This is a genomic window from Prevotella pallens, assembly GCF_900454935.1.
In the GTDB taxonomy this organism is placed as follows: Bacteria; Bacteroidota; Bacteroidia; order Bacteroidales; family Bacteroidaceae; genus Prevotella; species Prevotella pallens.
This window is the reverse complement of the sequence record NZ_UGTP01000001.1, coordinates 504,696-526,658: the sequence shown is the minus strand read 5'-3', so window position 1 is coordinate 526,658 and position 21,963 is coordinate 504,696. Positions and strand designations below refer to the sequence as shown.

24 protein-coding genes are annotated in these 21,963 nt (G+C 36.3%); 8 read left to right on the top strand and 16 right to left on the bottom strand.

What is annotated here, in order from left to right; genetic code table 11:
- Nucleotides 1-3: 3 nt before the first annotated feature.
- From rplW to rpsL, 7 genes are all read right to left on the bottom strand, one after another.
- Nucleotides 4-447 (bottom strand): 50S ribosomal protein L23, encoded by a 444-nt coding sequence (gene rplW / locus DX009_RS02215; protein WP_006045607.1) that lies wholly within the window; start codon nucleotides 445-447, stop codon nucleotides 4-6.
- 21 nt (nucleotides 448-468) lie between these two features.
- Nucleotides 469-1,098 (bottom strand): 50S ribosomal protein L4, encoded by a 630-nt coding sequence (gene rplD, locus DX009_RS02210; RefSeq protein ID WP_115082875.1) that lies wholly within the window; start codon nucleotides 1,096-1,098, stop codon nucleotides 469-471.
- Nucleotides 1,098-1,712 (bottom strand): 50S ribosomal protein L3, encoded by a 615-nt coding sequence (gene rplC, locus DX009_RS02205; RefSeq protein ID WP_006045609.1) that lies wholly within the window; start codon nucleotides 1,710-1,712, stop codon nucleotides 1,098-1,100. The genes rplD and rplC overlap by 1 nt, the downstream gene beginning before the upstream one ends.
- 46 nt (nucleotides 1,713-1,758) lie before the next feature.
- The gene (gene rpsJ, locus DX009_RS02200; RefSeq protein WP_004357736.1) at nucleotides 1,759-2,064 is read right to left on the bottom strand and encodes a 30S ribosomal protein S10; all 306 of its coding nucleotides are present in this window, start codon (nucleotides 2,062-2,064) and stop codon (nucleotides 1,759-1,761) included.
- Nucleotides 2,065-2,150: 86 nt separating this feature from the next.
- Entirely contained in the window at nucleotides 2,151-4,268 is a 2,118-nt protein-coding gene (fusA, locus tag DX009_RS02195; protein ID WP_115082874.1) for an elongation factor G, read from the bottom strand.
- 27 nt (nucleotides 4,269-4,295) lie between these two features.
- Complete coding sequence (gene rpsG / locus DX009_RS02190) at nucleotides 4,296-4,772, bottom strand: 30S ribosomal protein S7 (protein WP_006045611.1); 477 nt, start codon at nucleotides 4,770-4,772, stop codon at nucleotides 4,296-4,298.
- Nucleotides 4,773-4,998: 226 nt separating this feature from the next.
- Nucleotides 4,999-5,382: a 30S ribosomal protein S12 gene (gene rpsL / locus DX009_RS02185; protein WP_006045612.1), complete on the bottom strand. Its 384-nt coding sequence runs from the start codon at nucleotides 5,380-5,382 to the stop codon at nucleotides 4,999-5,001.
- A 429-nt stretch (nucleotides 5,383-5,811) separates the two neighbouring features.
- On the opposite strand from rpsL, the gene DX009_RS02180 reads away from it, so the two are divergent.
- Together DX009_RS02180 and DX009_RS02175 are read left to right on the top strand one after the other, a co-directional pair.
- On the top strand, nucleotides 5,812-6,375 hold the full coding sequence (locus DX009_RS02180; protein ID WP_115082873.1) for a hypothetical protein: 564 nt from the start codon (nucleotides 5,812-5,814) through the stop codon (nucleotides 6,373-6,375).
- 220 nt (nucleotides 6,376-6,595) lie between these two features.
- Nucleotides 6,596-7,504, top strand: coding sequence for an IS256 family transposase, variant Zn-binding type (locus DX009_RS02175; protein ID WP_438823209.1), 909 nt, complete (start codon nucleotides 6,596-6,598; stop codon nucleotides 7,502-7,504).
- Nucleotides 7,505-7,716: 212 nt separating this feature from the next.
- Here the strand turns inward: DX009_RS02175 and DX009_RS02170 are convergent, their stop codons facing one another.
- Complete coding sequence (locus DX009_RS02170; RefSeq protein WP_115082871.1) at nucleotides 7,717-8,412, bottom strand: enterotoxin; 696 nt, start codon at nucleotides 8,410-8,412, stop codon at nucleotides 7,717-7,719.
- Nucleotides 8,413-8,906: 494 nt separating this feature from the next.
- Between DX009_RS02170 and DX009_RS02160 the strand changes: the two genes are divergently transcribed.
- From DX009_RS02160 to DX009_RS02150, 3 genes are read left to right on the top strand one after another with little or no spacing between them, the layout of a single operon-like run.
- Nucleotides 8,907-9,200 carry a hypothetical protein gene (locus tag DX009_RS02160; protein WP_245944562.1) on the top strand — a complete coding sequence of 98 codons (294 nt, stop codon included), beginning with the start codon at nucleotides 8,907-8,909 and terminating at the stop codon, nucleotides 9,198-9,200.
- Nucleotides 9,201-9,258: 58 nt separating this feature from the next.
- Nucleotides 9,259-10,956, top strand: coding sequence for a DUF262 domain-containing protein (locus tag DX009_RS02155; RefSeq protein ID WP_115082869.1), 1,698 nt, complete (start codon nucleotides 9,259-9,261; stop codon nucleotides 10,954-10,956).
- Nucleotides 10,957-10,967: 11 nt separating this feature from the next.
- Entirely contained in the window at nucleotides 10,968-11,480 is a 513-nt protein-coding gene (locus DX009_RS02150) for a TIGR00645 family protein (protein ID WP_115082868.1), read from the top strand.
- Nucleotides 11,481-11,717: 237 nt separating this feature from the next.
- Here DX009_RS02150 and DX009_RS02145 read toward each other — a convergent pair whose 3' ends face one another.
- The 4 genes from DX009_RS02145 to DX009_RS02130 all read right to left on the bottom strand — a co-directional run bounded on the left by DX009_RS02145 (nucleotide 11,718) and on the right by DX009_RS02130 (nucleotide 13,406).
- Nucleotides 11,718-12,032 (bottom strand): hypothetical protein, encoded by a 315-nt coding sequence (locus DX009_RS02145; RefSeq protein WP_006045615.1) that lies wholly within the window; start codon nucleotides 12,030-12,032, stop codon nucleotides 11,718-11,720.
- 46 nt (nucleotides 12,033-12,078) lie between these two features.
- Nucleotides 12,079-12,339, bottom strand: coding sequence for a hypothetical protein (locus DX009_RS02140; RefSeq protein ID WP_115082867.1), 261 nt, complete (start codon nucleotides 12,337-12,339; stop codon nucleotides 12,079-12,081).
- Nucleotides 12,339-12,767 (bottom strand): hypothetical protein, encoded by a 429-nt coding sequence (locus tag DX009_RS02135; protein ID WP_115082866.1) that lies wholly within the window; start codon nucleotides 12,765-12,767, stop codon nucleotides 12,339-12,341. The genes DX009_RS02140 and DX009_RS02135 overlap by 1 nt, the downstream gene beginning before the upstream one ends.
- A gap of 78 nt (nucleotides 12,768-12,845) precedes the next feature.
- Nucleotides 12,846-13,406, bottom strand: coding sequence for a peroxidase (locus DX009_RS02130; RefSeq protein ID WP_115082865.1), 561 nt, complete (start codon nucleotides 13,404-13,406; stop codon nucleotides 12,846-12,848).
- 542 nt (nucleotides 13,407-13,948) lie between these two features.
- Here DX009_RS02130 and DX009_RS02125 point away from each other — a divergent pair.
- Entirely contained in the window at nucleotides 13,949-14,620 is a 672-nt protein-coding gene (locus DX009_RS02125; RefSeq protein ID WP_115082864.1) for a hypothetical protein, read from the top strand.
- A gap of 207 nt (nucleotides 14,621-14,827) precedes the next feature.
- Nucleotides 14,828-15,286 (top strand): hypothetical protein, encoded by a 459-nt coding sequence (locus DX009_RS02120; RefSeq protein ID WP_245944561.1) that lies wholly within the window; start codon nucleotides 14,828-14,830, stop codon nucleotides 15,284-15,286.
- 701 nt (nucleotides 15,287-15,987) lie between these two features.
- On the opposite strand, the gene DX009_RS02115 is transcribed toward DX009_RS02120, so the two are convergent.
- From DX009_RS02115 to DX009_RS02105, 3 genes are all read right to left on the bottom strand, one after another.
- Nucleotides 15,988-16,308, bottom strand: coding sequence for a DUF3467 domain-containing protein (locus DX009_RS02115; RefSeq protein ID WP_006045620.1), 321 nt, complete (start codon nucleotides 16,306-16,308; stop codon nucleotides 15,988-15,990).
- Nucleotides 16,309-16,584: 276 nt separating this feature from the next.
- Nucleotides 16,585-18,087, bottom strand: coding sequence for a class I adenylate-forming enzyme family protein (locus DX009_RS02110; RefSeq protein WP_115082862.1), 1,503 nt, complete (start codon nucleotides 18,085-18,087; stop codon nucleotides 16,585-16,587).
- Complete coding sequence (locus DX009_RS02105; protein ID WP_115082861.1) at nucleotides 18,084-18,920, bottom strand: SDR family NAD(P)-dependent oxidoreductase; 837 nt, start codon at nucleotides 18,918-18,920, stop codon at nucleotides 18,084-18,086. The genes DX009_RS02110 and DX009_RS02105 overlap by 4 nt, the downstream gene beginning before the upstream one ends.
- Nucleotides 18,921-19,220: 300 nt before the next feature.
- On the opposite strand from DX009_RS02105, the gene DX009_RS02100 reads away from it, so the two are divergent.
- Nucleotides 19,221-19,766, top strand: a complete 546-nt coding sequence (locus tag DX009_RS02100) for an isochorismatase family protein (RefSeq protein WP_115082860.1) — start codon at nucleotides 19,221-19,223, stop codon at nucleotides 19,764-19,766.
- A 27-nt stretch (nucleotides 19,767-19,793) separates the two neighbouring features.
- On the opposite strand, the gene DX009_RS02095 is transcribed toward DX009_RS02100, so the two are convergent.
- Nucleotides 19,794-21,785, bottom strand: a complete 1,992-nt coding sequence (locus DX009_RS02095) for a ComEA family DNA-binding protein (RefSeq protein ID WP_115082859.1) — start codon at nucleotides 21,783-21,785, stop codon at nucleotides 19,794-19,796.
- Nucleotides 21,786-21,963 lie beyond the last annotated feature (178 nt).

Sequence of the window (21,963 nt, the reverse complement as noted above, 5' to 3'; positions counted from 1 at the left end):
TATTTAAATATTGCTATAAAAATCAATTTCTTCGCCTGCCTTTATTGTTACAATCGCCTTCTTAAAAGCGTTCTTCTGTCCGCGGACAAGTCCTGCTTTCGTATAACGAGATTGACGTTTTCCTGCATAGCGGATAGTATTCACCTCTAAAACTGTAACATTATATAAATCTTCGATCTCCTTTTTGATCTCAAATTTATTTGCTTCAGGCTTCACAATAAACCCATACTTCGGCTGTGCTTGCTTTACATAAGAGTAAACAGTTTTTTCTTTCTTCAAGCCCTCAGGATGACGTTTATTCTTTACAACGTAGTTACGAGTCTCGGCAACAGCATTATGCTTCTTGGCCGATTTTTCGTTTGCAACCTTAATTGTCTTATCAACAGAAGACTTTTCTGTTACAGCGTTCATCTTTTCAGTGACCACTGGCTTAATGATAAATCCCATATCTTATCTGTCTCCTACTTTTTACTTGGTTAAGATTTCATCAATCGTCTTTAAAGAACTTTCAGTAACAACTAAAACATCTGCATGTAAGATACTATAAGCATTTACCTGCATAGCAGTAGTAACTTGAGTCTTCTGCAAATTACGAGTTGACAAATATACATTATTTTGTGCTTTTGGCAAAACGAAAAGAATTTTCTTATCAGTTATTTTGAGATTTTTAGCAATATTTATTACTTCTTTTGTCTTTGGGGCATCAAAATCAAAGTCTTCAACAATCAAGATTGCAGAATCTTGAGCTTTATAAGACAATGCAGATTTTCGCGCAAGCACCTTAACCTTTTTATTAAGTTTGAAACTATAATCACGTGGGGTAGGACCAAACACACGACCACCGCCAACTAAGACTGGTGAATTTATATCACCACGACGTGCACCGCCACCACCTTTCTGACGACCTAATTTTCGTGTTGAGCCAGTATGCTCGCTTCTTTCTTTTGATTTTGCTGTGCCTTGACGTTGATCAGCTAGATACTGTTTTACATCGAGATAAAGCACATGATCGTTTGGCTCAATTCCGAAGATATTCTCGTTAAGAGTAACCTTACGGCCGGTCTCCTGACCTTTAATATCTAATACGTTAATATCCATTACTTATTAATTATAAGGGTTGAACCATTGCATCCAGCGACACTTCCTTTTACAAGAAGAATATTGTGTTCTGGAATAACTTTTAATACTTGGAGATTCTGAGTTGTAATTCTATCGCCACCCATTTGGCCACCCATTCTCATACCTTTGAAAACCTTAGCTGGATATGAACAAGCACCAATAGAACCTGGTTTACGTGCACGGTCATCTTGACCATGTGTAGACTGTCCTACACCACCAAAACCATGACGTTTTACAACACCCTGAAAACCTTTTCCTTTAGATGTACCAACAACATCTACGAACTTAGCATCGCTGAATAATTCTACAGTAATGGTATCACCGAGGTTATATTCCTCATCAAATTTGAACTCGGCCAAGTGCTTCTTTGGTGTTGTCCCTGCCTTTTTAAAGTGTCCTTGTTGTGGTTTAGAAGTATGCTTTTCTTTAGCTTCTCCAAAACCTAACTGAACAGCTTTATAGCCATCTTTCTCAATTGTCTTTACCTGAGTAACAACACAAGGGCCAGCTTCGATAACAGTGCACGGAACATTTTTACCGTCGGCACTGAAAACGGAAGTCATTCCGATTTTTTTTCCTAATAATCCTGGCATTTCAATTAAATTTTAAATAATTAATCTCTCTTTTCGTATTACGTAATTACACTTTAATTTCAACTTCTACACCAGAAGGTAGTTCTAATTTCATCAAAGCATCTACAGTTTTAGGTGTTGAACTATAGATATCAATTAGACGCTTAAAATCTGAAAGTTGAAACTGTTCACGCGATTTTTTATTAACAAACGTTGAACGGTTCACAGTATAAATACGTTTGTGTGTTGGCAATGGAATAGGTCCACTAACAATTGCACCTGTCGCTTTCACTGCTTTCACAATCTTTTCAGCAGACTTATCGACCAATTGATGATCGTAAGACTTCAGTTTTATACGAATTTTTTGACTCATATAGATTTGAATTTATAATTTATTAATTTTTTAAAAGGTACTCTCATAAGAGTCATTCGCTATGAGAGGACCTCAAAGTTTCTTTATTATTTAAGAAGGTCAGCATTCCCATTCAGTTCTTCCAGTATCTCTTTTGCGAGATTATTAGAAACTGGTGAATGGTGATCATATTCCATAGATGAAGTTGCACGACCAGATGTTATAGTACGTAAAGCAGTTACATAACCAAACATTTCTGATAATGGCACCATAGCCTTTACAACACGTGCACCACTACGAGCCTCTTCCATACCCTGAACAAGCCCACGGCGTTTATTCAAGTCTCCAATAACATCACCCATATTTTCTTCGGGAGTTACAACCTCAACCTTCATTATAGGCTCCATCAAAACAGGTCCCGCTTGTGGGCAAAGTTTTTTGAAAGCTTGATGTGCAACAAGTTCGAATGACAATTGGTCTGAGTCTACGGGGTGGAAAGAGCCATCAGTCAAAGTAACTTTCAATCCAGTTAGTGGAAATCCGCCAAGTACACCACTATTCAAACAATCCTTAAAGCCCTTTTCTACAGAAGGAATAAACTCCTTAGGAACGTTACCACCCTTTACAACATTGATAAACTGTAAGTCGCCTTCCTTGTAATCTTCGTCTTTAGGTTCAATTGTAACATCAATACAAGCAAATTTACCACGACCACCAGATTGTTTTTTATATGTTTCACGACTTTGCGCAGCCTTTGTGATAGCCTCTTTATAATTAACTTGTGGTTTTCCTTGATTACATTCTACCTTAAATTCACGCTTCAAACGGTCGATAATAATATCAAGGTGAAGTTCGCCCATACCAGAGATAATTGTCTGACCACTCTGTTCATCTGTACGCACTGTAAATGTTGGGTCTTCTTCTGCCAACTTCTGCAAACCTGTATCAAGCTTGGCTATATCTGCCTGACTCTTAGGTTCAACAGCGATAGAAATTACGGTATCAGGGAATGTCATCGATTCCAAAACTATTGGGTGGGCTTCATCGCAAAGAGTATCACCAGTACGGATATCCTTAAAACCTACACCTGCGCCGATATCACCAGCGTCAATTGATTCCATTGGAATCTCCTTATTAGAGTTCATTTGGAATAAGCGGCTAATACGCTCTTTCTTACCAGAACGTGGGTTATAAACGTATGAACCTGCAACAACCTTACCAGAATAGACACGGAAGAAAACCAAACGTCCCATAAATGGATCTGTAGCGATCTTAAATGCGAGAGCTGCTGTCGGCTCGCTTATACTAGCCTTACGTTCTTCTTCTTCTTCTGTCTCTGGGTTAACACCAATTGTAGCAACAGTATCAAGTGGTGAAGGTAAGAATGCACAAACATAGTCTAATAAAGTTTGAACACCTTTATTCTTATATGAAGAGCCACAAAGCATTGGGCAGCAATCCATAGATATGCAGCCTTTACGAATAGCTGCTATCAACTTCTCCTCTGAAACTTCTTGACCTTCAAGATAAAGTTCCATTACTTCATCATCATAGTTTGCAGCACCTTCAATAAGTTTATCGCGCCATTCTGTAGCTTCATCAAGTAAATCTGCAGGAATGTCCTCTATATCATATTTAGCGCCCATAGTTTCATCGTGCCAAAGAATAGCCTTCATTTTAATAAGGTCTACTACTCCTTTAAAGTTTTCTTCAGCACCGATTGGTATCTGGATAGCAATAGGGTTTGCTCCTAAAATATCTTTCATTTGACGCACTGTTTCAAAGAAGTCAGCACCAGAGCGGTCCATCTTATTAACATAACCTACACGTGGTACGTTATATTTATCAGCCTGACGCCATACTGTTTCAGACTGTGGTTGAACACCATCAGCTGCAGAATAAGTAGCAACAGCACCATCAAGAACACGAAGAGAGCGTTCAACTTCTGCAGTAAAGTCTACGTGTCCCGGGGTATCTATCAAGTTTATTTTATATGATTTCCCTTCATAGTTCCAGTTACAAGTTGTAGCAGCTGAAGTAATGGTAATACCACGTTCTTGTTCTTGTGCCATCCAATCCATCGTTGCTGCACCATCATGCACTTCACCAATTTTATGGGTTTTACCTGTATAGAACAATATGCGTTCTGATGTTGTTGTTTTACCGGCATCAATATGAGCCATAATACCGATATTGCGTGTCAAATGTAAATCGTGACTTGCCATTTTTATTTAATACCTTTTATTTTTCATTTAGAATCTGAAGTGAGCAAATGCACGGTTAGCTTCCGCCATACGATGCATATCTTCTTTTCGTTTATAAGCTCCACCTTGATTATTGAATGCATCCATAATTTCAGCAGCAAGCTTATCTGCCATACTCTTACCACCACGTTTACGTGCAAAAGCTATCATATTTTTCATTGACACGCTTTCCTTACGATCGGGGCGAATTTCAGTAGGAACTTGGAATGTAGCACCACCTATACGGCGGCTTTTAACTTCCACTTGTGGAGTTATATTATCAAGAGCTTGTTTCCAAACTTCTAATGCCGACTTTTCTTTATCTGTATTTTTATCGGCTACAATGTCAAGAGCTGCGTAAAAAATCTCGTATGAAATATTCTTCTTTCCATCATACATAAGATGATTTACAAACTTTGAAACCTTCTGATCATTAAACTTAGGATCTGGTAAGATCACTCGTTTCTTTGGTTTTGCTTTTCTCATTTTTATTTAAAATTTAGCAATTCTGCGGAGGCTGTCGTCTTTTCGTTCTTCAATATTCACTCTTGAACATTTACTCAACCTGTTATTAACAAATCTCCAGCAAAACTTTATTTTTTCTTTTTGATCTTCTATTTATCAACCATCACCGATTGTTAAATTGAAAACCGTTACGCATTGTGAAGCCTCTCTCCTCTTACAAGTCAGAGAAGAAGAAACCTAAAAGATTTTACTTTTTAGCTGCTTTTGGACGTTTAGCGCCATATTTAGAACGGCGTTGTGTACGACTTGCTACACCTGCGGTATCAAGAGTACCACGAACAATGTGATAACGTACACCTGGTAAATCTTTCACACGACCACCACGAACAAGAACAATACTGTGTTCTTGCAAATTATGTCCTTCGCCAGGAATATATGAGTTCACTTCCTTTTGATTTGTTAAACGAACACGGGCAACTTTACGCATTGCCGAATTAGGTTTCTTAGGTGTTGTTGTGTAGACACGTACGCAAACTCCACGGCGCTGAGGACAGTTGTCCAAAGCAGGAGATTTACTTTTGTCTACAATCACCTTTCTACCTTTTTTTACTAATTGGGAAATAGTAGGCATAATTGTACTTTTTTATTTTATATTTATTTTATTTATTGTCAATATCTTAAACCCTCTCCTCCTATATAATAATGTATTATGAGGCATAAAGGCATTTCGAGGTGCAAAGGTACAAACTTTATTGAAAAAACAACTCATTATTATAGAAGTAATAAAGTGTGATATTTATAATTTAACAATATATAACTATAACTACAATACATTAACTTCTCAATTCTCTATCTAACAATATTTTTTGCCTATTTTCTCTAAAATAAAAATCTTGGATACAAGCACATAGAAATACTTTAAACATATATATTCAAGTTCAGTTTAAAAAAGTGGCTGAAAATATTGTAGGGGTAGAATGTTCTTCGTAACTTTACAGATAGAATCCTTTATATAGGGCTTCTTTAGTGAGAATGTAGCTTTTTAATTAAAATTGTAAGTATGAATCATACTATTGCTTTTCTGCTTGGTGGACTGTTATTGCTCGTTTGGGTAGGCATATTATGGGCTTTCAAAAAACTTTGTTTAAACAAAATAAATAGTGGAGTCTTAAAATATTCTCTTGGAATGATGTTAGCCTATGGGATATTGATTATGCTTTATGTGGCTACTAATCATTATTTACCCCTAAAAACAGTTATACTAAACTGGTATATTTGGCGCGTTCCTGGCGGAATTATCTTAATTCTTATTCCTGCCTTATATTCAATATTCCTTATAGGGAAAGGTTACTTCAATGAAGGAGGCAAGAAAGCTCCCTTTAAATGGAAATTAAAGATGATAGTATCAGTTTCCTTAAATGCGTTTCTTGCACTATTCGCTCTGATGTTCATAAACTTCCTTCAACAGGGCAGAAGCTTTTCGGAATTAGCGGCACTTACTCAAGAAGCTGTATTCTCTATTAACTGGTGTTTGTGGCTTGCTTTCGTAGGCTGCTGGGGTGTTATCGTACTTATTGTGTGGATCAACCATAAGAAGCACTTCTCAAAGTCTAAACATAAATAACAAACACAAAGCAGTTAGTTTTAGTCCAATTCTGTATAAGTCAATGTAAAACTCGCCGTAAACAAGCTTTCCATAAAACTATTTGCAGGCAACAGGAGATACGCTGGACTCCCTATATACCTATATTTTGGCGTAATGGACATTTGGTAGGCTGAAACCTCACGGAACGCTTTTATTTACTACCTTTGCAGCATTTGAAAACCTATGAATAAAAAACTGTATATTCTGCAACAGCTCAAATGTTAAAAAGAATGGTCATCGACGTAATGTTCAGATGTATCTTTGCAGGGATTGTGGTAGGCAATTCCAAGGTGGATTACGTATAAATAATGTGTCTCTCTGGAATGACTATCTTGCTGCAAATAGAACAATCTCAGACCTATCCATTCTTTATAAATGCTCAGAACGAACCATACGACGTAGGTTAAGTTTAGTGGTGGATAGTTTTACTGCTACTTATCCCAAATCTGCAGTAATAATAATAGATACGACTTACTTTTCCAAGACATTTGGCGTGATGCTTTTCCAGGACGCATCATCAGGTAAAATACTTTATCGCAAGTTTGTTAAGAACGAAACTAATAAGGATTATCTTGATGGACTTCGGTATATTGCGAAGCGTGGAACTACAATAAAAGCAGTGGTATGTGATGGACACATGGGACTTTTACAAGCTATAAGTTTCTGTCCCGTACAAATGTGTCAGTTCCACCAATTCCAGATAGTTAGAAGGCTTCTTACTAACAATCCACATTTACCTGCAGGCGTTGAACTATTAACTTTAATGAGAAGTATGTTCTCTTTGGGAAAAGAAGAGTTTATAACAGCTTTTGAGAAATGGTGTGAACAATGGAAAGAGTTTCTAGACGAACGAACTCTTCTAATCTCTGGCAAGACGACCTATACACATAGAAGACTGAGAACTGCAAGACGTTCTGTTAAGACTCATCTTAAATGGCTCTATACGTATGAGGATTATACAGAATTACAAATTCCTAATACAACAAATCTATTGGAAGGATTTAACTCACAGCTTAAAAGGGCACTACATAATCATAATGGATTGAATGAAGCTAACAAGAAGAAGTTTATAGATGGATTCATAAATACAAAAAGTAGGCTGGAATGATCAGCCTACCAAATGTCCATTACTAAAACACGTGAGGTTTTCAGCCTACCAAATGTCCATTACGCCTATATTTTATATTCTTTCAACAAATATCTAGAGCTTTAAAGAAAGATATTCAAGAATTAGAACTCATTTATAAATATCTTTCCAAGCAAAGACAATAAGTTAAGTCAACTGGTTATAATAGTTAGATGATTTATAAAATGCTGGTATCACCTCTCACTATGTACCGCATTTCCATATAATCTCTCCAACTCTTTCTTATCAAGGACTCTAATAAGGTACTCCGCCACGAAAAGTTTATATTCTGCAGCTGTAACATTATCTTGAACATCAAAGTAAGGAATTGACTTTGTGGAGCGATCGTAGGGAGTATTATCTTTCTTTATTTGTCTTTCAACTCTTCCTGAGATGAATTTATACCAAAAGGCAGGAACAGGATTCTCTTTTGTCCCGTATTTAGAATCACGTAGCTGAGTTTTATTTATATGAACCAAGAATACATTACCTGGATTAAAATACGATTTAATTCTTGCAGCACCTAAGTCTCCACGACGTTTTTCTTGATTAAAGAAATCAATACCTTCAAACATACATATTGCAATATATTTTTTCATTTTAGCATCATAAAAAGATACCGTAAAATAATATATAAGATTATTATGTTTGTCCCGATAATTAGCAACATACTTTCTTTCTATTTGCTCTCTATTAAGTGGCAGTTCTATCTGAACACTCTTTGAGTCATTGATATAAGTCTCTAAGTATTGTAAATTATCAGTAGCACCTGTATTTGCAAAATAACTATATACATTATAGATTAGAGAAGCTAATATGAAAAAGCCAATAGCTCTCCATATTCCAACAGAAAAAGGCGATAATGTAGCCAAAAACTTTTTCTTATTCATTCTTTAGCAAATATAAACGATACCATACACCAAGTTTCATATCTCTATCTTTGTTTATTACTGAACTGTAAGCACCAGCAAGTGCAAAATTATAATATTTTTTGTAGAACTCGTATTTTGATATTTGAAAATTTAGTGTAAAGCCAACCAGCAAGTGCAAAATTATTTTTTGTTTTCTTTTAGAATATTGCAGAAAATTTATATCTTTGCAACTGAGCATACTATGTGTTCATACATTTTGGTAAAAAGAGGCGTTATGCCCTATTCTTGTATGTACGAAGCCTGAGAAACTTCCAAACAATGTGACAAGAAAGGTCGTAATGGTCTCCACGCATATAGCGTGGGGCTGTTATTCCCACATCTGTCACAAAAGGTTTTCTCAGGGCCTGTACATTAAGACGTGGAGCATACAGTTCCACGCTTCTTGCATATTAACTTGAACGGTCCATAGGAATTGTACGACCCAAAGAAAGAAAACTATAATGGCAATTTCAATGATTGAGCGCCACGGTTCTTGGTATGACATCTTTGACGAACGTGGTAAGAAGACAAAATCTGTTAGTGAAAACATTGGAGAAATAATGGGGCATAGCTCAAATTTCTTTATTGTTTTGAAAGGTAGTTGGTATGACCTTTATGACGGGCAAGGGAAAAAGTATAAGTCCTTAAGCTCCAATATAGGTATGTTTGTAAGTGTTAGTGGTGATACTTTTGTTGTTAGAAAAGGCTCATGGCTTGATACTTACGACCGATTCGGTAAAAAAGTCAGCTCAAGAGCAGCACGCTAAATTCATTTTGTGTCCTCCAATTCAAAATTTGAATTGGAGGCTAAAATAAAACATCATAATGGAATCATATACAAACATATCAACACTGTTGGCAGGAAAGTCAATTAGTGTGCCTAACTATCAACGAGCTTATTCCTGGGATACAGATAGCTCAAATAAAAACCTCAAACAAGTCAATACATTCCTGTCAGATTTACAAGATTATGTAAATAGCCACTCTTCTACGCCATACTATTTTGGTCATTTTCTCTTTGAGGAGAAAGGTGAGAATAAATATGCTATTATAGATGGACAACAACGATTGACAACTACCGTTATCTTTCTGTCAGCCCTCTATAAGCGATTAAAACAAATTAGAAACATAGAGAAGGTGGACGATTTTGATGATGACTTGTATATATTATATTGCAACACCATCAAACAGAGAAGTCAATATCGCTTTTCAACTGTGGGTTATGACAATCAGATGTTCCGAGATTATGTGATAGACCAGACGATCCATAATCGAAATGAGATAGATACTGTTTCAAAGGAAAGAATAGTAAATGCCTTTGATTTTTTTTGCGACGAACTAACCGATAAGACAGAAGAAGAATTATTACAGCTTCTTGAGGCTATGACAAAAGCATCTTGCACCACCCATGTAGTCAAAGATGAGAGTGAAGCTGTACAAATGTTTATTTTCCAAAATAATCGTGGTAAGAAGCCTACAAATTTGGAGATTATCAAAGCCCAGTTTATGTACGACATACATCTGTATGCGCCCGTGGGAGATAAGCAAAATCTATTATCTGAAATTATAGAACGCTTTGAACATATCTATAAATCAATCTCCAAGATTGAGGGAAATATAGATGAAGACAATGTATTAAGCTATACCATAAAAGTTTATCGAAACTCTTTGGACGACATAGGCTCAACAGACTTTGTAAACAAAGAATTAGGCAAAGCCGATAGTTGTATATCATTCATTAGAGAATTTACGCAGCTACTATCGTCTTGTTTTAGTCAAATAAGCAACTTTTTAGATGAAACAAAGAAAAATATCACTTATCATGCTTTGCTAATTGCAGCAGATCGAAGTATTATGTTCCCTTTTGTTATCAAAGCATTGTTAAAAGGAATGCCTCAAAAAGAACTAGAAGAATTAGCAAGAGCATTAGAACAAATATTCCTCCGTCATCGGATTATAGGTACACGAGCTAATCTTTTGTGGCGTTTAAATGAATGTTATAAGAACATGGATAATAGTGCTAAAACAGTAGTCAATCACATCCAATGGATGAAGAGTAGAAAAGACTGGTGGGGCTATTGGAATAATGATGAATTATTACGTACTCTAAATATGGGAATGAACCACAACACAGCCAAAATACTCTTATGGAAATATGAAAATCACCTTATTCAATGTGGGAAAGCAGGATATAAGGTGTTGAGATATGACGACATTGAGCAACCTCATCTTGAACATATCGCTCCACAAACAGAAAACAAAGAACCGAATAATGGATATTGCTCTTATGATGAGGACTTCTATAATCGTTATTTGGAATGTTTGGGAAACTACTTGCTACTGTCTGGTAGTCATAACATATCATTAAGCAATGAAAGATTCCAGAAAAAGCGAGAAAGTTATACATACTTGCGGCAGCAAAGGGAAGTTTTAGGAATGACGGAAAAAGACCTAATTTGGGATAAAGATAAAATTCATCTACGTCATTCAAAGATCGTTGATTACTTAACACAAACACTTTAAAGACAATATTTATGAGTAACAAAATTGAAAAGACTATAGAGTGGTGCATATATCAAAGCCGATGGCTTCAAGTTCCTGTTTATATCGGTATGTGCGTAGTGATGGGAATGTATTCATACGTCTTTTGTAAAGATGTCATACATAGCCTTATGAATATTGAGACATTCACAGAAGAAACTATGCTTATGCTCGCTATAGGGATTGTGGATGTTTCAATGGTCCTGAATTTAATCATCGTATGTGTAATTGGAGGATATTGGTCGTTTGTTAGCAGACTGGAAATCATAGAGAAAGACAAGGATAGTAATCAGTTTAGTTATCTTGGTAAGATAAATCCAAATGCATTAAAACACAAATTGATGATTTCGCTTATCAGTATTTCTGCAGTCCATTTATTGGAAACATTCGTAGCTGGAAATATTGATACACAACACACAATTATGCAAATTAGCATCCATCTCGTATTCGTTTTGTCTGCTTTAGGTATTACATATATGGATAAAATCGGAGAAACGCAGCATTAAATACAGGATAGAGAATAAATGTTAGAGTGAAGGAGAAGGCTATATTATATTACATTTCCATTCCTCACTCGTTTTTCTCTCACATTTTTTTCTTTAATCTATCCATATTCGTTGAAATATTCTATTCAGTGACTTGCACAGATTTGTATGTTAACAATGGACGAATGGCACAGAAACAATATGGTCTATGTTTATATCACATATCTGTATCATTTCTGATTTAAACTCTTCTTATCGTTAGGGATTCTTTATAAGGTCCTTTTGAGATAATACCTTATTAATTAGTTTGGTCTGGAAAGAATTGTTCTCAATGTTCCTTTCTGAAAACATAAAACGAGAATTAGACACGCCCGAATGGTATAATTCGTCCACCAAATGATTTAATTTATCTATATCACTATCAAACCATTTATACTCGTCTTCCGAAATTGAATAATATCTTTCATACCAAGCAACCCAAGTAATTGTTATTGCCAACATATACTGTTTAAGGTATGGACAATAACCAACGGTGTAGTACTTATCTTTATTTACCTTGATATCTTCTAACATATAACATTACTTTATAATTCTTGTTACCCTTATTATTAAATCATAGCTATGTCATCTTCTTATACTTGTATGACACATCTAATAAAATATCAGCTAATTTAGTATCTGGATAATCAAGTAAGAATCTTGGATACGAAGGGTGATATTTGGTTTTATCCAAAATCCCCAACATCTTTGTTAGCTCCAACTTTATATTAAGTAACATAGCTATAGGTAATGCTCTATCAGTATCTTTACCTGTTCTAGATTTTTCAATCTCCTTATTTACTTTATCTAATGCTTCTGTAATTAGTTTATCAATATCCATTATTCAACTAAACTCCAGTCTATAGTATCACTAAACCAGCTATGTTCTTTCCCTAATGTTATAATATATTCTTTTAAAGAATTGCTATCAAAGTCTGGATTATTCTTTCTGAAAGCCTCATTCATTAGTCCCTTATCCAACCATAGAAGAAACGTTTTCCCCAATTCAAACTGTTGTTCCACCGCATACTTTGTTTCATATTCTTCAACAGAAACGCAGAAATCTATTGTTAAATAATTATCAGACTTCGTATAGCGAACAAACGATCGTCTTCTATAAGAATCTGGCAAACAACGAATAGCAATACCAATACTGATATTATACTTTTCGTACTTTTTATTTATCTTATCAACCAGCAAATCTCTTAAGTCTGAGGAAAGTTCAGAAACACTTGCACCAGCCGTATCTGTTACAATCGAAAAATCCATATACAATTAATGTTTGCATTTATTTTCAGCAGACATATTCATCTTCTTTTACGAACCTCCCATTATAAACGATTACAATTAGTCGTCTTCTCTTTCCCAATCAAAGTCATCTTCCTCAAAATCATCTTCCCAAAAGCCCTGTATCACTCTTTCGTTATGACTTCCATCTTCTTTGGTTTCAAGCAAAACCCAATTCAAATCATCTTCTTCTGCTCGCGGATTACCTTCTTCTAAAAAGTCATAAAAGCGTGCAACTACACCCTTAGTGTAAATACGTAAGAACTTCTCTGCATCTTCTTGCGAGAAATTATTTTTAAACTTTTCGAATAGTTTATACCAATCGCCATCATCATCTAAGTCATCTGCATAATCACAATTAGCATCTATGTCTCTCGATATTTTATGTAACTCTTTGAAGACTGTCATACGAGCAAATTGTGGTATATCTTCTGTTACTTCACTAAAGGCACTAGCTAAATTATTTTTAAACCCTGCTTGTTCCATCTTATCAACAAGATTTATAATTTCTTGTTGTTTCTCTTTATCGAGTTCAGATATTTCACGCAAATAAAACTGTTTAGCCGATTCGTTTAAACCTTCTTTTTCTATTATCGCTTCTAACTGCTTCAATATTTTCATAACTTTCTTCTATTTATATTTATGATTAACTTCTATAAGTAGATTTATTCTATCCTACAAAGGTAGTCTTTTATATCAGAAAACTGCATAAAATAATAAAAAACTAACAAGCCAACAAGTAAAGCATTCTAAGAATCTCAGAAATACAACTCGCACTTTTCTACTGCTATCTAATATTGAAAGTTTAAGTATAACCTTTTAACCGTTCCACTCTGTTTTCTATCGTCAATCTCACGGGTTACTATTATAAATAAAGATTTCCTTTTTCAAACGGATAAACTTATGCTACAGTGTTTACTTGTACGGAGAGTAGTTTATAACACAAAACAGAACAAGTATAATGCCGCTACACTGATAAACATCGTTCCAACTGCAAATATTCAAGCGCCTATATACTAGTTTATCCAACCTGGTGCGGTTTAATTAGTCATCACATAAAAAATACATTCACAAAAGGCGATGCTCTCATTTTTAATTGTTATCTTTGCTATACAATGTAGAATATGAAATGTTACATTATGAGAAATTAAGGTATATAGAATATGGAAAAGAAAGATATCATAAGTAAAATAGTAGAAACAATTAGAACTACTTTCGAGCAAGATGGGTTTAAATTGAAAATGCCAAACAAGTTCGTGAAAAGAAATGGAGACAGTTTATACATCTATGAGATTTGCGTAACAAATCTAAAGACACATTTTTCATTGCATCTTAAACTTAAGTTGCAAAACAAAAGTATTTCTACTGGTATAAATAATGTTCTAAAAAAGGTATTGAAGAATCCTAGTATAAAATACCCAAGTAATTTCACCGATAAAGTAATAGAGGACATTCTCAAAGGAAGAACTTCTAACAAAGATGTCTATGGATTAACAGACTGGCGACTCTTCAAAGAAGACGAACAAACATTGAACGATTTTAATGAAAGATTCTCTATTTGGTTTTCTACTTTTGAGAAAATAGAGAATAGAATAAATTGGCAGACAGAGTTATTACAAAGTGTGGATTATGCAAAGAGTTGGTTTCTATTGGTTGATAATGATGCATACTTAATAAAGCATACTGATTATGTTGCTATGTATTTATTAAAGAAGCAGAATAACACAAAGGGAGTTGAAGCTAAATATAAAGAGATTTATAATAGAATGAAAACTTTAGGTCAGGACACACAAGAATTAGAACTCTTTTATAAGTATTTATTCCAAGAAAATTAAATGGTAAAGCGCTTCATCATAGCATCAAAAGCTTGTTGGAAATAATTGGATTGATGTTTTTGAATTAAAATTTAAAAATTAAATACAGCAAAAATGAAACATATAACTTTAATATTTTCTCTGATTTTGATAAGCTTGACATCCGTTTGCTGTGAAAGTCAAAAGGAACTAGATTTTTTAAATAAGCAAAACAGAACATCTTCCCTATTGTTAACAGACGGTGAGGCGACGATGTTGCCTTACTTCTCTGGTGAAAATGCAACGGACTTCTATACAGTTTATTTTCTTGGAAAAACAGAAAAAGAATGTGAATATTGGGATGTATATAATAAAAATGGATTCTGGAAAGGAAAGGATAGCGAGCGGATACATCTATACACCAAAGAAATGGAACGATATATCAATAGAAAAAAAGAGCTATATTACATCTTCGCTATTAGTATAAAAAAAAGTATGATAAAGGAAACTCCTGAAGATGAGTTCCAACCAAATAGTAACGCAGTCTACAAGACCTATCAATTAACTGATGGAAAATGGATTGTAATAGATAGTTTCAACATAAAAGACGCTCCAAAAGAAACAGCTGAGTATTTAAAGAATGTAATAAAGAAAAGAAGAGACACAACCGTTAAGACCTCAAAAGAGTCTATTGGTAGTTGGCATTAACATTCGTAATAGAGATGAACTTTCCCAGTAACTATTCAGCGGTATTGAGCAGTCTGCATTTTCTCCTCTAAAATCTTTATAAAAAGGCTATAAAGAAGTGGGTTTTTTCTTGCACCTTTCAGAATATTTTCGTATCTTCACATCTATGAAAGAGCAAGTTACTGACATATCAAAAGTTTACCAGGTTAGAGTATAAAGAAAGAATATCCTTAATACCGCAACAGTTCTAATTCGTTCTCCATATTGCTGGCAATGTTCATTAGCTATATTGCTTTGCGCCATAAATTAGTGAGAATTATACAGCTACCAATACTCTGAAGAGTTTATTGTTTTTCAGACACTTATAAAACATATTAATAACTAATTACATGTTTAGTTGCAGAATTAAACAGCTGTTGTTTTTTGTGATATCTAATTCGCAACTGACAGATATCTGAGACGAACGTTACAGACATCTGAGACGAACGTTACAGATATCTAAAACAAGAGCAGCCAATATCTAATTGATTTTTCTAACTACCAAAGATGTTCTTTTCGAGTTGCGAGTAGGCATTAGGCATTACTAATAAGGGCTCACCTATTTCCTACTATACTAAAACTAACTGTTGGTTCTAAATAAAAAACATTATACAAAAAAATATCGCAACTACCCACAAATATGGATAATTGCGATATTAAAACTATATATAGTTTTCTTCTTTCTATGCGTCGTTTTTTACAGGTCCGAAAGGTGTTGCTGTTCTTGGTTGCTGATTAGGCATTTGAATCTTTCCGAACTCTTGTTCGTATCTAACTATATTCTCTTGTAAAGCAGCTAAAAGTCGCTTCGCATGTTCTGGTGCAAGTATTACTCTACTAGTTACTGTTGGTTTGGGTATACCTGGGAGCATACTAATAAAATCGAGCACAAACTCTGAGCTTGAGTGTGAGATAATTTGGAAATTCGTATAAATTCCCTTTGCTACTTCAGGACTCAAGTCTATCTGAAGCTGCTGTCCTTGTTGGTTTTGATTGTTGTCCATGTTGTTTCTATTTTTATTATGGCTTATAAAACTTACCTTTAAGTTCTAAGCTATGCAAAGATAATACATTTCAGACAATTCAGCAAGAAACATTCCTATTTTATATTTCTACAACTAAAACGTAGTGTCGCACACATTCACATTCAAAAGAAAGGTAGCTACAAAGTTTATTCTATTACCGCATATCTCATATCTTTCAAAATTAATATCGTAAAAGCATAATGTTTATAATAAAAACCATAAACTAACGAACTATAACTACTAATTTACTGCGTGTTATATATTTCTACGATGCTTGCCCGTTGATAGCATTCCTATCGAGCCAAAACGGAAATGATGGGGCATTTCAGCACGAGAGAGTCTTGCTCTGAGCCATTCTTTCAAATCGTCTTCAGTGAGCAGAGCGCCTGCTTTCAATTCTATCTGCGCACTAAGCACACGACCAAACCGAACATCGGGAACAGGGTAAACCACTGCGTCTACTATCAAAGTATGCTTTTTCAATACTTGCTCAACGTGTTCGGGATAAACATTCTCGCCGCCACAGACTACCATTCTATCGGCTCTTCCACGATGTAGAAAACGACCATCGGGCAACTGAAGCACGCGGTCGCCAGTGCTCTGCCAACAGTTTTGCCGTCCAACCATTGCCCACTTACATTTCACCCACAGTGTTCCAACACCCTCAGCATCGGCATCGCGCACTTCACATTGCATTCCCCGAATAGGTTTTCCAATAGAAACTTCACCGTTGTAAATAAGCTGTTGCGGTGTAGCAAGCATAAAAAAGCCAGCCTCTGACGTTCCATAAAGATTGTAAAGCACAGGTCCTATATGTTCTATAGTATGCTTTGCCAACGACACATCGAGCCGATCGCCTCCGCTGATAATGCACTTCAGCGAACGCAAACGAGATTCGGCACACTCCACTTGCCATAATCTGGCAAGCATAGCAGGCACCATTGGCATAACCTCTATATGCTCTGTTGCCACAACATTCAGCACCTCTTCGGCATCGAAACGACGCAGCAAACATACAGTCTTGCCCATGACAAACGAGACAAGCAGCGTAGCCAAACCAAAACCATGATAGAAAGGAAGTCCTATCAGCACGCTCCGATAGCTATCAATATGTAAATCGCAAAGCAACGAAAAGAAGGGTGGCAGAAACTGGACAATACCCGTTTGGCGTGCTGCCTCCTTATATTTACCACTCGAACCGCCCGTCATTACACTGATATTCCCGCCTCGCTTTATGTGTGGCAGCGTGGTATCACAAACAAAATTGTGTGTTTCTATACTTTCCAACAATTTTTCACACGATACCATAGAACACATTGCATACAAGTTATTTGCCAGTGTAAGTTCCTCATCGTAGATAAAAAGTGCGAACGAACGGCTCATTACTTGTGCCAACTGTTCGTCCGAGAGGTCGGTGTTTAGCAACTTTACGTGGACTCCCAACCGTGAGAGAGCAGGCAAAAGCAAGGCTGAAACAAGATGGTTACGACAAAACAGTGCCACATGCTGTCCGCTTTCTAAATGGTAATTATGGTAGAGCAAACGAGACAACCGTTGCGCCAATGCGTAGAACTCTTGATAATCTACGTGCCGATTGTCGTTCACCACAGCACACTGGTGTGCATGGTAGCAAACAGCAAAGCGCACAACAGCCATCAACGTAATGCCTTCGTGCAGGAAACAGCTAAGCAAACGCACAATACCACGTGGCGTAATAAGGTGCAAATGCCACAACGAATGTAAGAGAGACTTTTTCATAGAACAGACTTTTGATAGAAATAACGAACTAATGGAGCAAACGCCCATGCAACAGGAGCCGTAAGACGCGACCACCAAGGCTGGTAGGAAAAGTGGTGTCCCATAGCCAGCCGCAACAATATGCACGCTGCATCGTCAGCCGAATAGGCAGGCAAGGAGCGATAATGTGGGTTAGCCATCGACATTTCCGTGCGTACCAATGGTAGATATGCCACATGGACACCAACGCCAAACGGTTTCCATTCGCATTCTGCCGTACGACACCAGACATTAGTAGCACACTTCGATGCGTGGTAAGCCGACCAGCCCGGAGCAGGCGGATACAGAGAGCTTACAGATGAAGTATAAACCAGCTGTCCACCTGTCTGCCGTAAAGCAGGCAACAAAGTCAAAGCCAACGCTACAACAGAGCGATAGTTTAGGTCCATCGTACGATCGAAATCATGTAGCCGATCGGTGGCATCTGCTATCTTTCGGCAGATAGACTTTCCTGCATTACAGAAAAGATAGTCTACCTGAGATAGCTGTTTTAGGTTGTGGCACAACGAATTCAGGGCAGAACGGTCGCGCAAATCGAGTGCACAACATATTGCCCTACAGTTCAGTGTCTGTGCTTCGTTGCACAAAGCTTGCAGTTCTGTCTCGCTACGAGCCACAAGATATAAGTTCGCTCCTGCTCGCATTAGTCGCTTAGCCAATGCAGCTCCGATGCCTCGCGATGCTCCTGTAATTACCACCCATCGTCCTTTGAACCGACATTTCAGCTGCGTTTCGTCTACACAGGGCTTTGGATAAAACAAGAATCTACTGAGATTGAGTATACTTCGCCTCATTGTTATTTCTTAATATTCCAACTGCAAACATAGCTCTTATTCCTCAATTACACAAGTTTTCGTTGTATATTGTATATGAAAAGCAGAAACACAACAAATTAATTCTTATTTCTTCTCACTTCCGTTTTATAATTAGAGAGTATCTATTGGCAACATTTTGCTAATGCATTAACAACAGTTTGATGATAAATTAATATACGCACTGTTATTTTTTATATCACAGGGAAATATTTGCAAACTATATTCGTTAATATTCTTAAGATGCTTTATTACAAAAGCACATTTACAAGATAATAAAAGATGAATAAACTTTTGCTAATTGTCGATCCACAGATCGATTTTATTACTGGTACTCTCCCTGTAGAAAATGCTGCAGAGGCTATGAATGCGTTGGCAACGTATGTAAAAACAAATAGTGATACATATAGTCTGAAAGTAGTTACTTTAGATTGGCATCCTTTTCATCACAGTTCGTTTGCTGATGAAGGAGGATTATGGCCGCGTCATTGTGTACAACACTCTACAGGTGCTGCTATTTGGCAACCGTTATTGGTTGCTCTTAATCAACAGGAAGGAGGATTTACACCTTTATATAAAGGAACCAATATTGGAAAAGAAGAATACTCTATTATGCAGAATGAAACATCTGCAAATATTCTCAATAAATTAATGGAGAAGTGGGACATTGAGCAGATAGACATTTGTGGATTAGCTGGAGATATATGCGTATTGAACACAGCTAAGGACTTAAAAGAAGTTATAGGCAACATTAAGCTCAATGTGCTTGAGGCTTATTCACCCTCATTAGATGGTGGCACGGCTTTAAGTGAATTTATACGAAACTGAATTCATGCTGAACAGAGCAGTCGTCTATTATATTTTCCATTGTAATTGAAGCTCTAAATCGGTAAGGTTAGAACCGCTTATCTGCTGCAATCCTGATGATATTTGCTTACGATCAAGGTAATGTGTATTACTTATCTTTAGCAGTGCAGATAGGTTCTTGTGTAAATTGGCTTTAACGAAAATAGCTCCTCGCACTCCTTTCCCATAAAAGGCTGGGAAACTAAAGTTGTAGAGCATACTACGCTCGTATACATACAGGCGTGAAGCAAAATCGGAAGTATGGAAATAACCTATATTAGACGATGTTTGAAGCCACGAAAAAGGTTTCCACGTAATAAATTCGCTCAACATATATCCCACGCTATTGGTTTTATACTTAGCAGAAACCATATCTAATTGTATTTTATTCTCCCAGTTTCGATGCGAGAACATAAATGCAAAGTGTGCTCGCTGCATATATTCGTTCGCCAGTCGAGTGCTATTAGCATTGTCTTTCTGCCGAATCTTAAATCTATAACGCACTAAAAACGAAAAGTTGTTATGTGTGTATACTGTAGAGAAAAGATTATCCCAAGCACAACTTGCCACCGAAGCTAAATAGCGTGGTTTTGCAAAATAAGCATAATCGGAATAGATATTTGCGGTGAGAAACCTATTTATGGTCCAAGCTAGTCCCAACAATAATCCCATTTCGTTGCGTGTTTGTCCTCCTTCGCTAAAAGCATTTCCATTAAGAGCCCAATATTTAGCACTGTAATAACGCTGAATAGCTGTTATTGCTACTTGTTTTGACGCCTGAAACGATGCACTATTTAAGGTAGCAAAGGCTCCGTTACCACTCATTGCCGATTCACCATTCACATTCCATCGCGAATTTATATAACCATAATTAGCCCCAACATTCCAAAAATTGTAACCCTGTGGATAGTCGGTACGATACTTTTGCTCTGTGTTCGGACATAATGGACGGCTAAACTGCGAATATAATGCAGTCAGACCTAATTGAAACCCATTTCTATGCCACTGCACATTGCTTCCAAATGCCGTTGTAGAATAATTGTTTTTCTTCTCCAGTTCTACAGTGGTACGATGATAACCCGTTTTTAAAAGTGTGCGAATACTACCATCGCTATTAAGTGTTGCATCGTTTTTACGATAAGATGCAAAAGCCGACAACGATATATTATGTGTTAAAGCCAACGTTATGGCTCCACCTTGCAAATAGTTTGCTTGCGAACGTGAACTGTGTGGACGAATATTAGTAAAAGAACGTCCTTGTGAGAGAAGATACATTGTTTTTCCAAAACTAAAATCGCTATTCACAACCAAACCTTGCCCAAAACGTACTTTATAGCGACCAATAACTGCTGACTTAATGCAACCCAATTTGCGTACAGCTACATAAAAACTATAATAATCGTAGCCCATTGCATTTCTATTAGCGAAGAAAGGCTCTCCCCCATCTTGCGCACCAACGAAACCTGCCTGGAAATAATCGGAATAAGAAAACTTATAGCGCACCGAATGTGAATATGGATAGCCCAAATAGCCACTTTTATCGCCTACACGTGTATAGAAAGGCACTTTAGCTGTAAACAGTATATTATGTTTTCCACGTCTCAATATAGTAGAAAGTGCAGGATAATGTTGTTCGTCATCAACCTTTATAGTTACAAAATGGCTCAATAATCTGCAGCGTATATCATCGAGCGACTCTATCATCAATAGTTCACCCACTGAACGCATTCCATGATACTGATAAATGTAAGCCAAAATATCTTCTATCTGTGTTGAAGATAGAAAGGGAAGCTGCTCTAAATCTTCACGAGTAGCCTTATTCAAGTCTATAGGTTGCATCTCCAAACTACAAAGCAAGTCGTAATCCTCTTCACTCATTATATTCTCCTGCTCCTCCGTTTCCAACAATTCGCTATATAATTGTTCCCAAGCATGTTGTTCTTGTGCATTTGTTACCACGCAACACAAGAGGAGAATAAGCATCAAAACACAGTTTCTCATTTTATAAGTTAAAAGATTGTTTGTTTAGTATGTTGCCACACCACTTTTCGATGAACACTGCCACAAAGGTATAAGATTATAATGAAAACAACAAATAAAAAGCGCAATGAGTAGAAAAATAATTAACGTTTATACATTTGTTTCTATTGCAACATTCTCCATTGCCGCTACATTAATA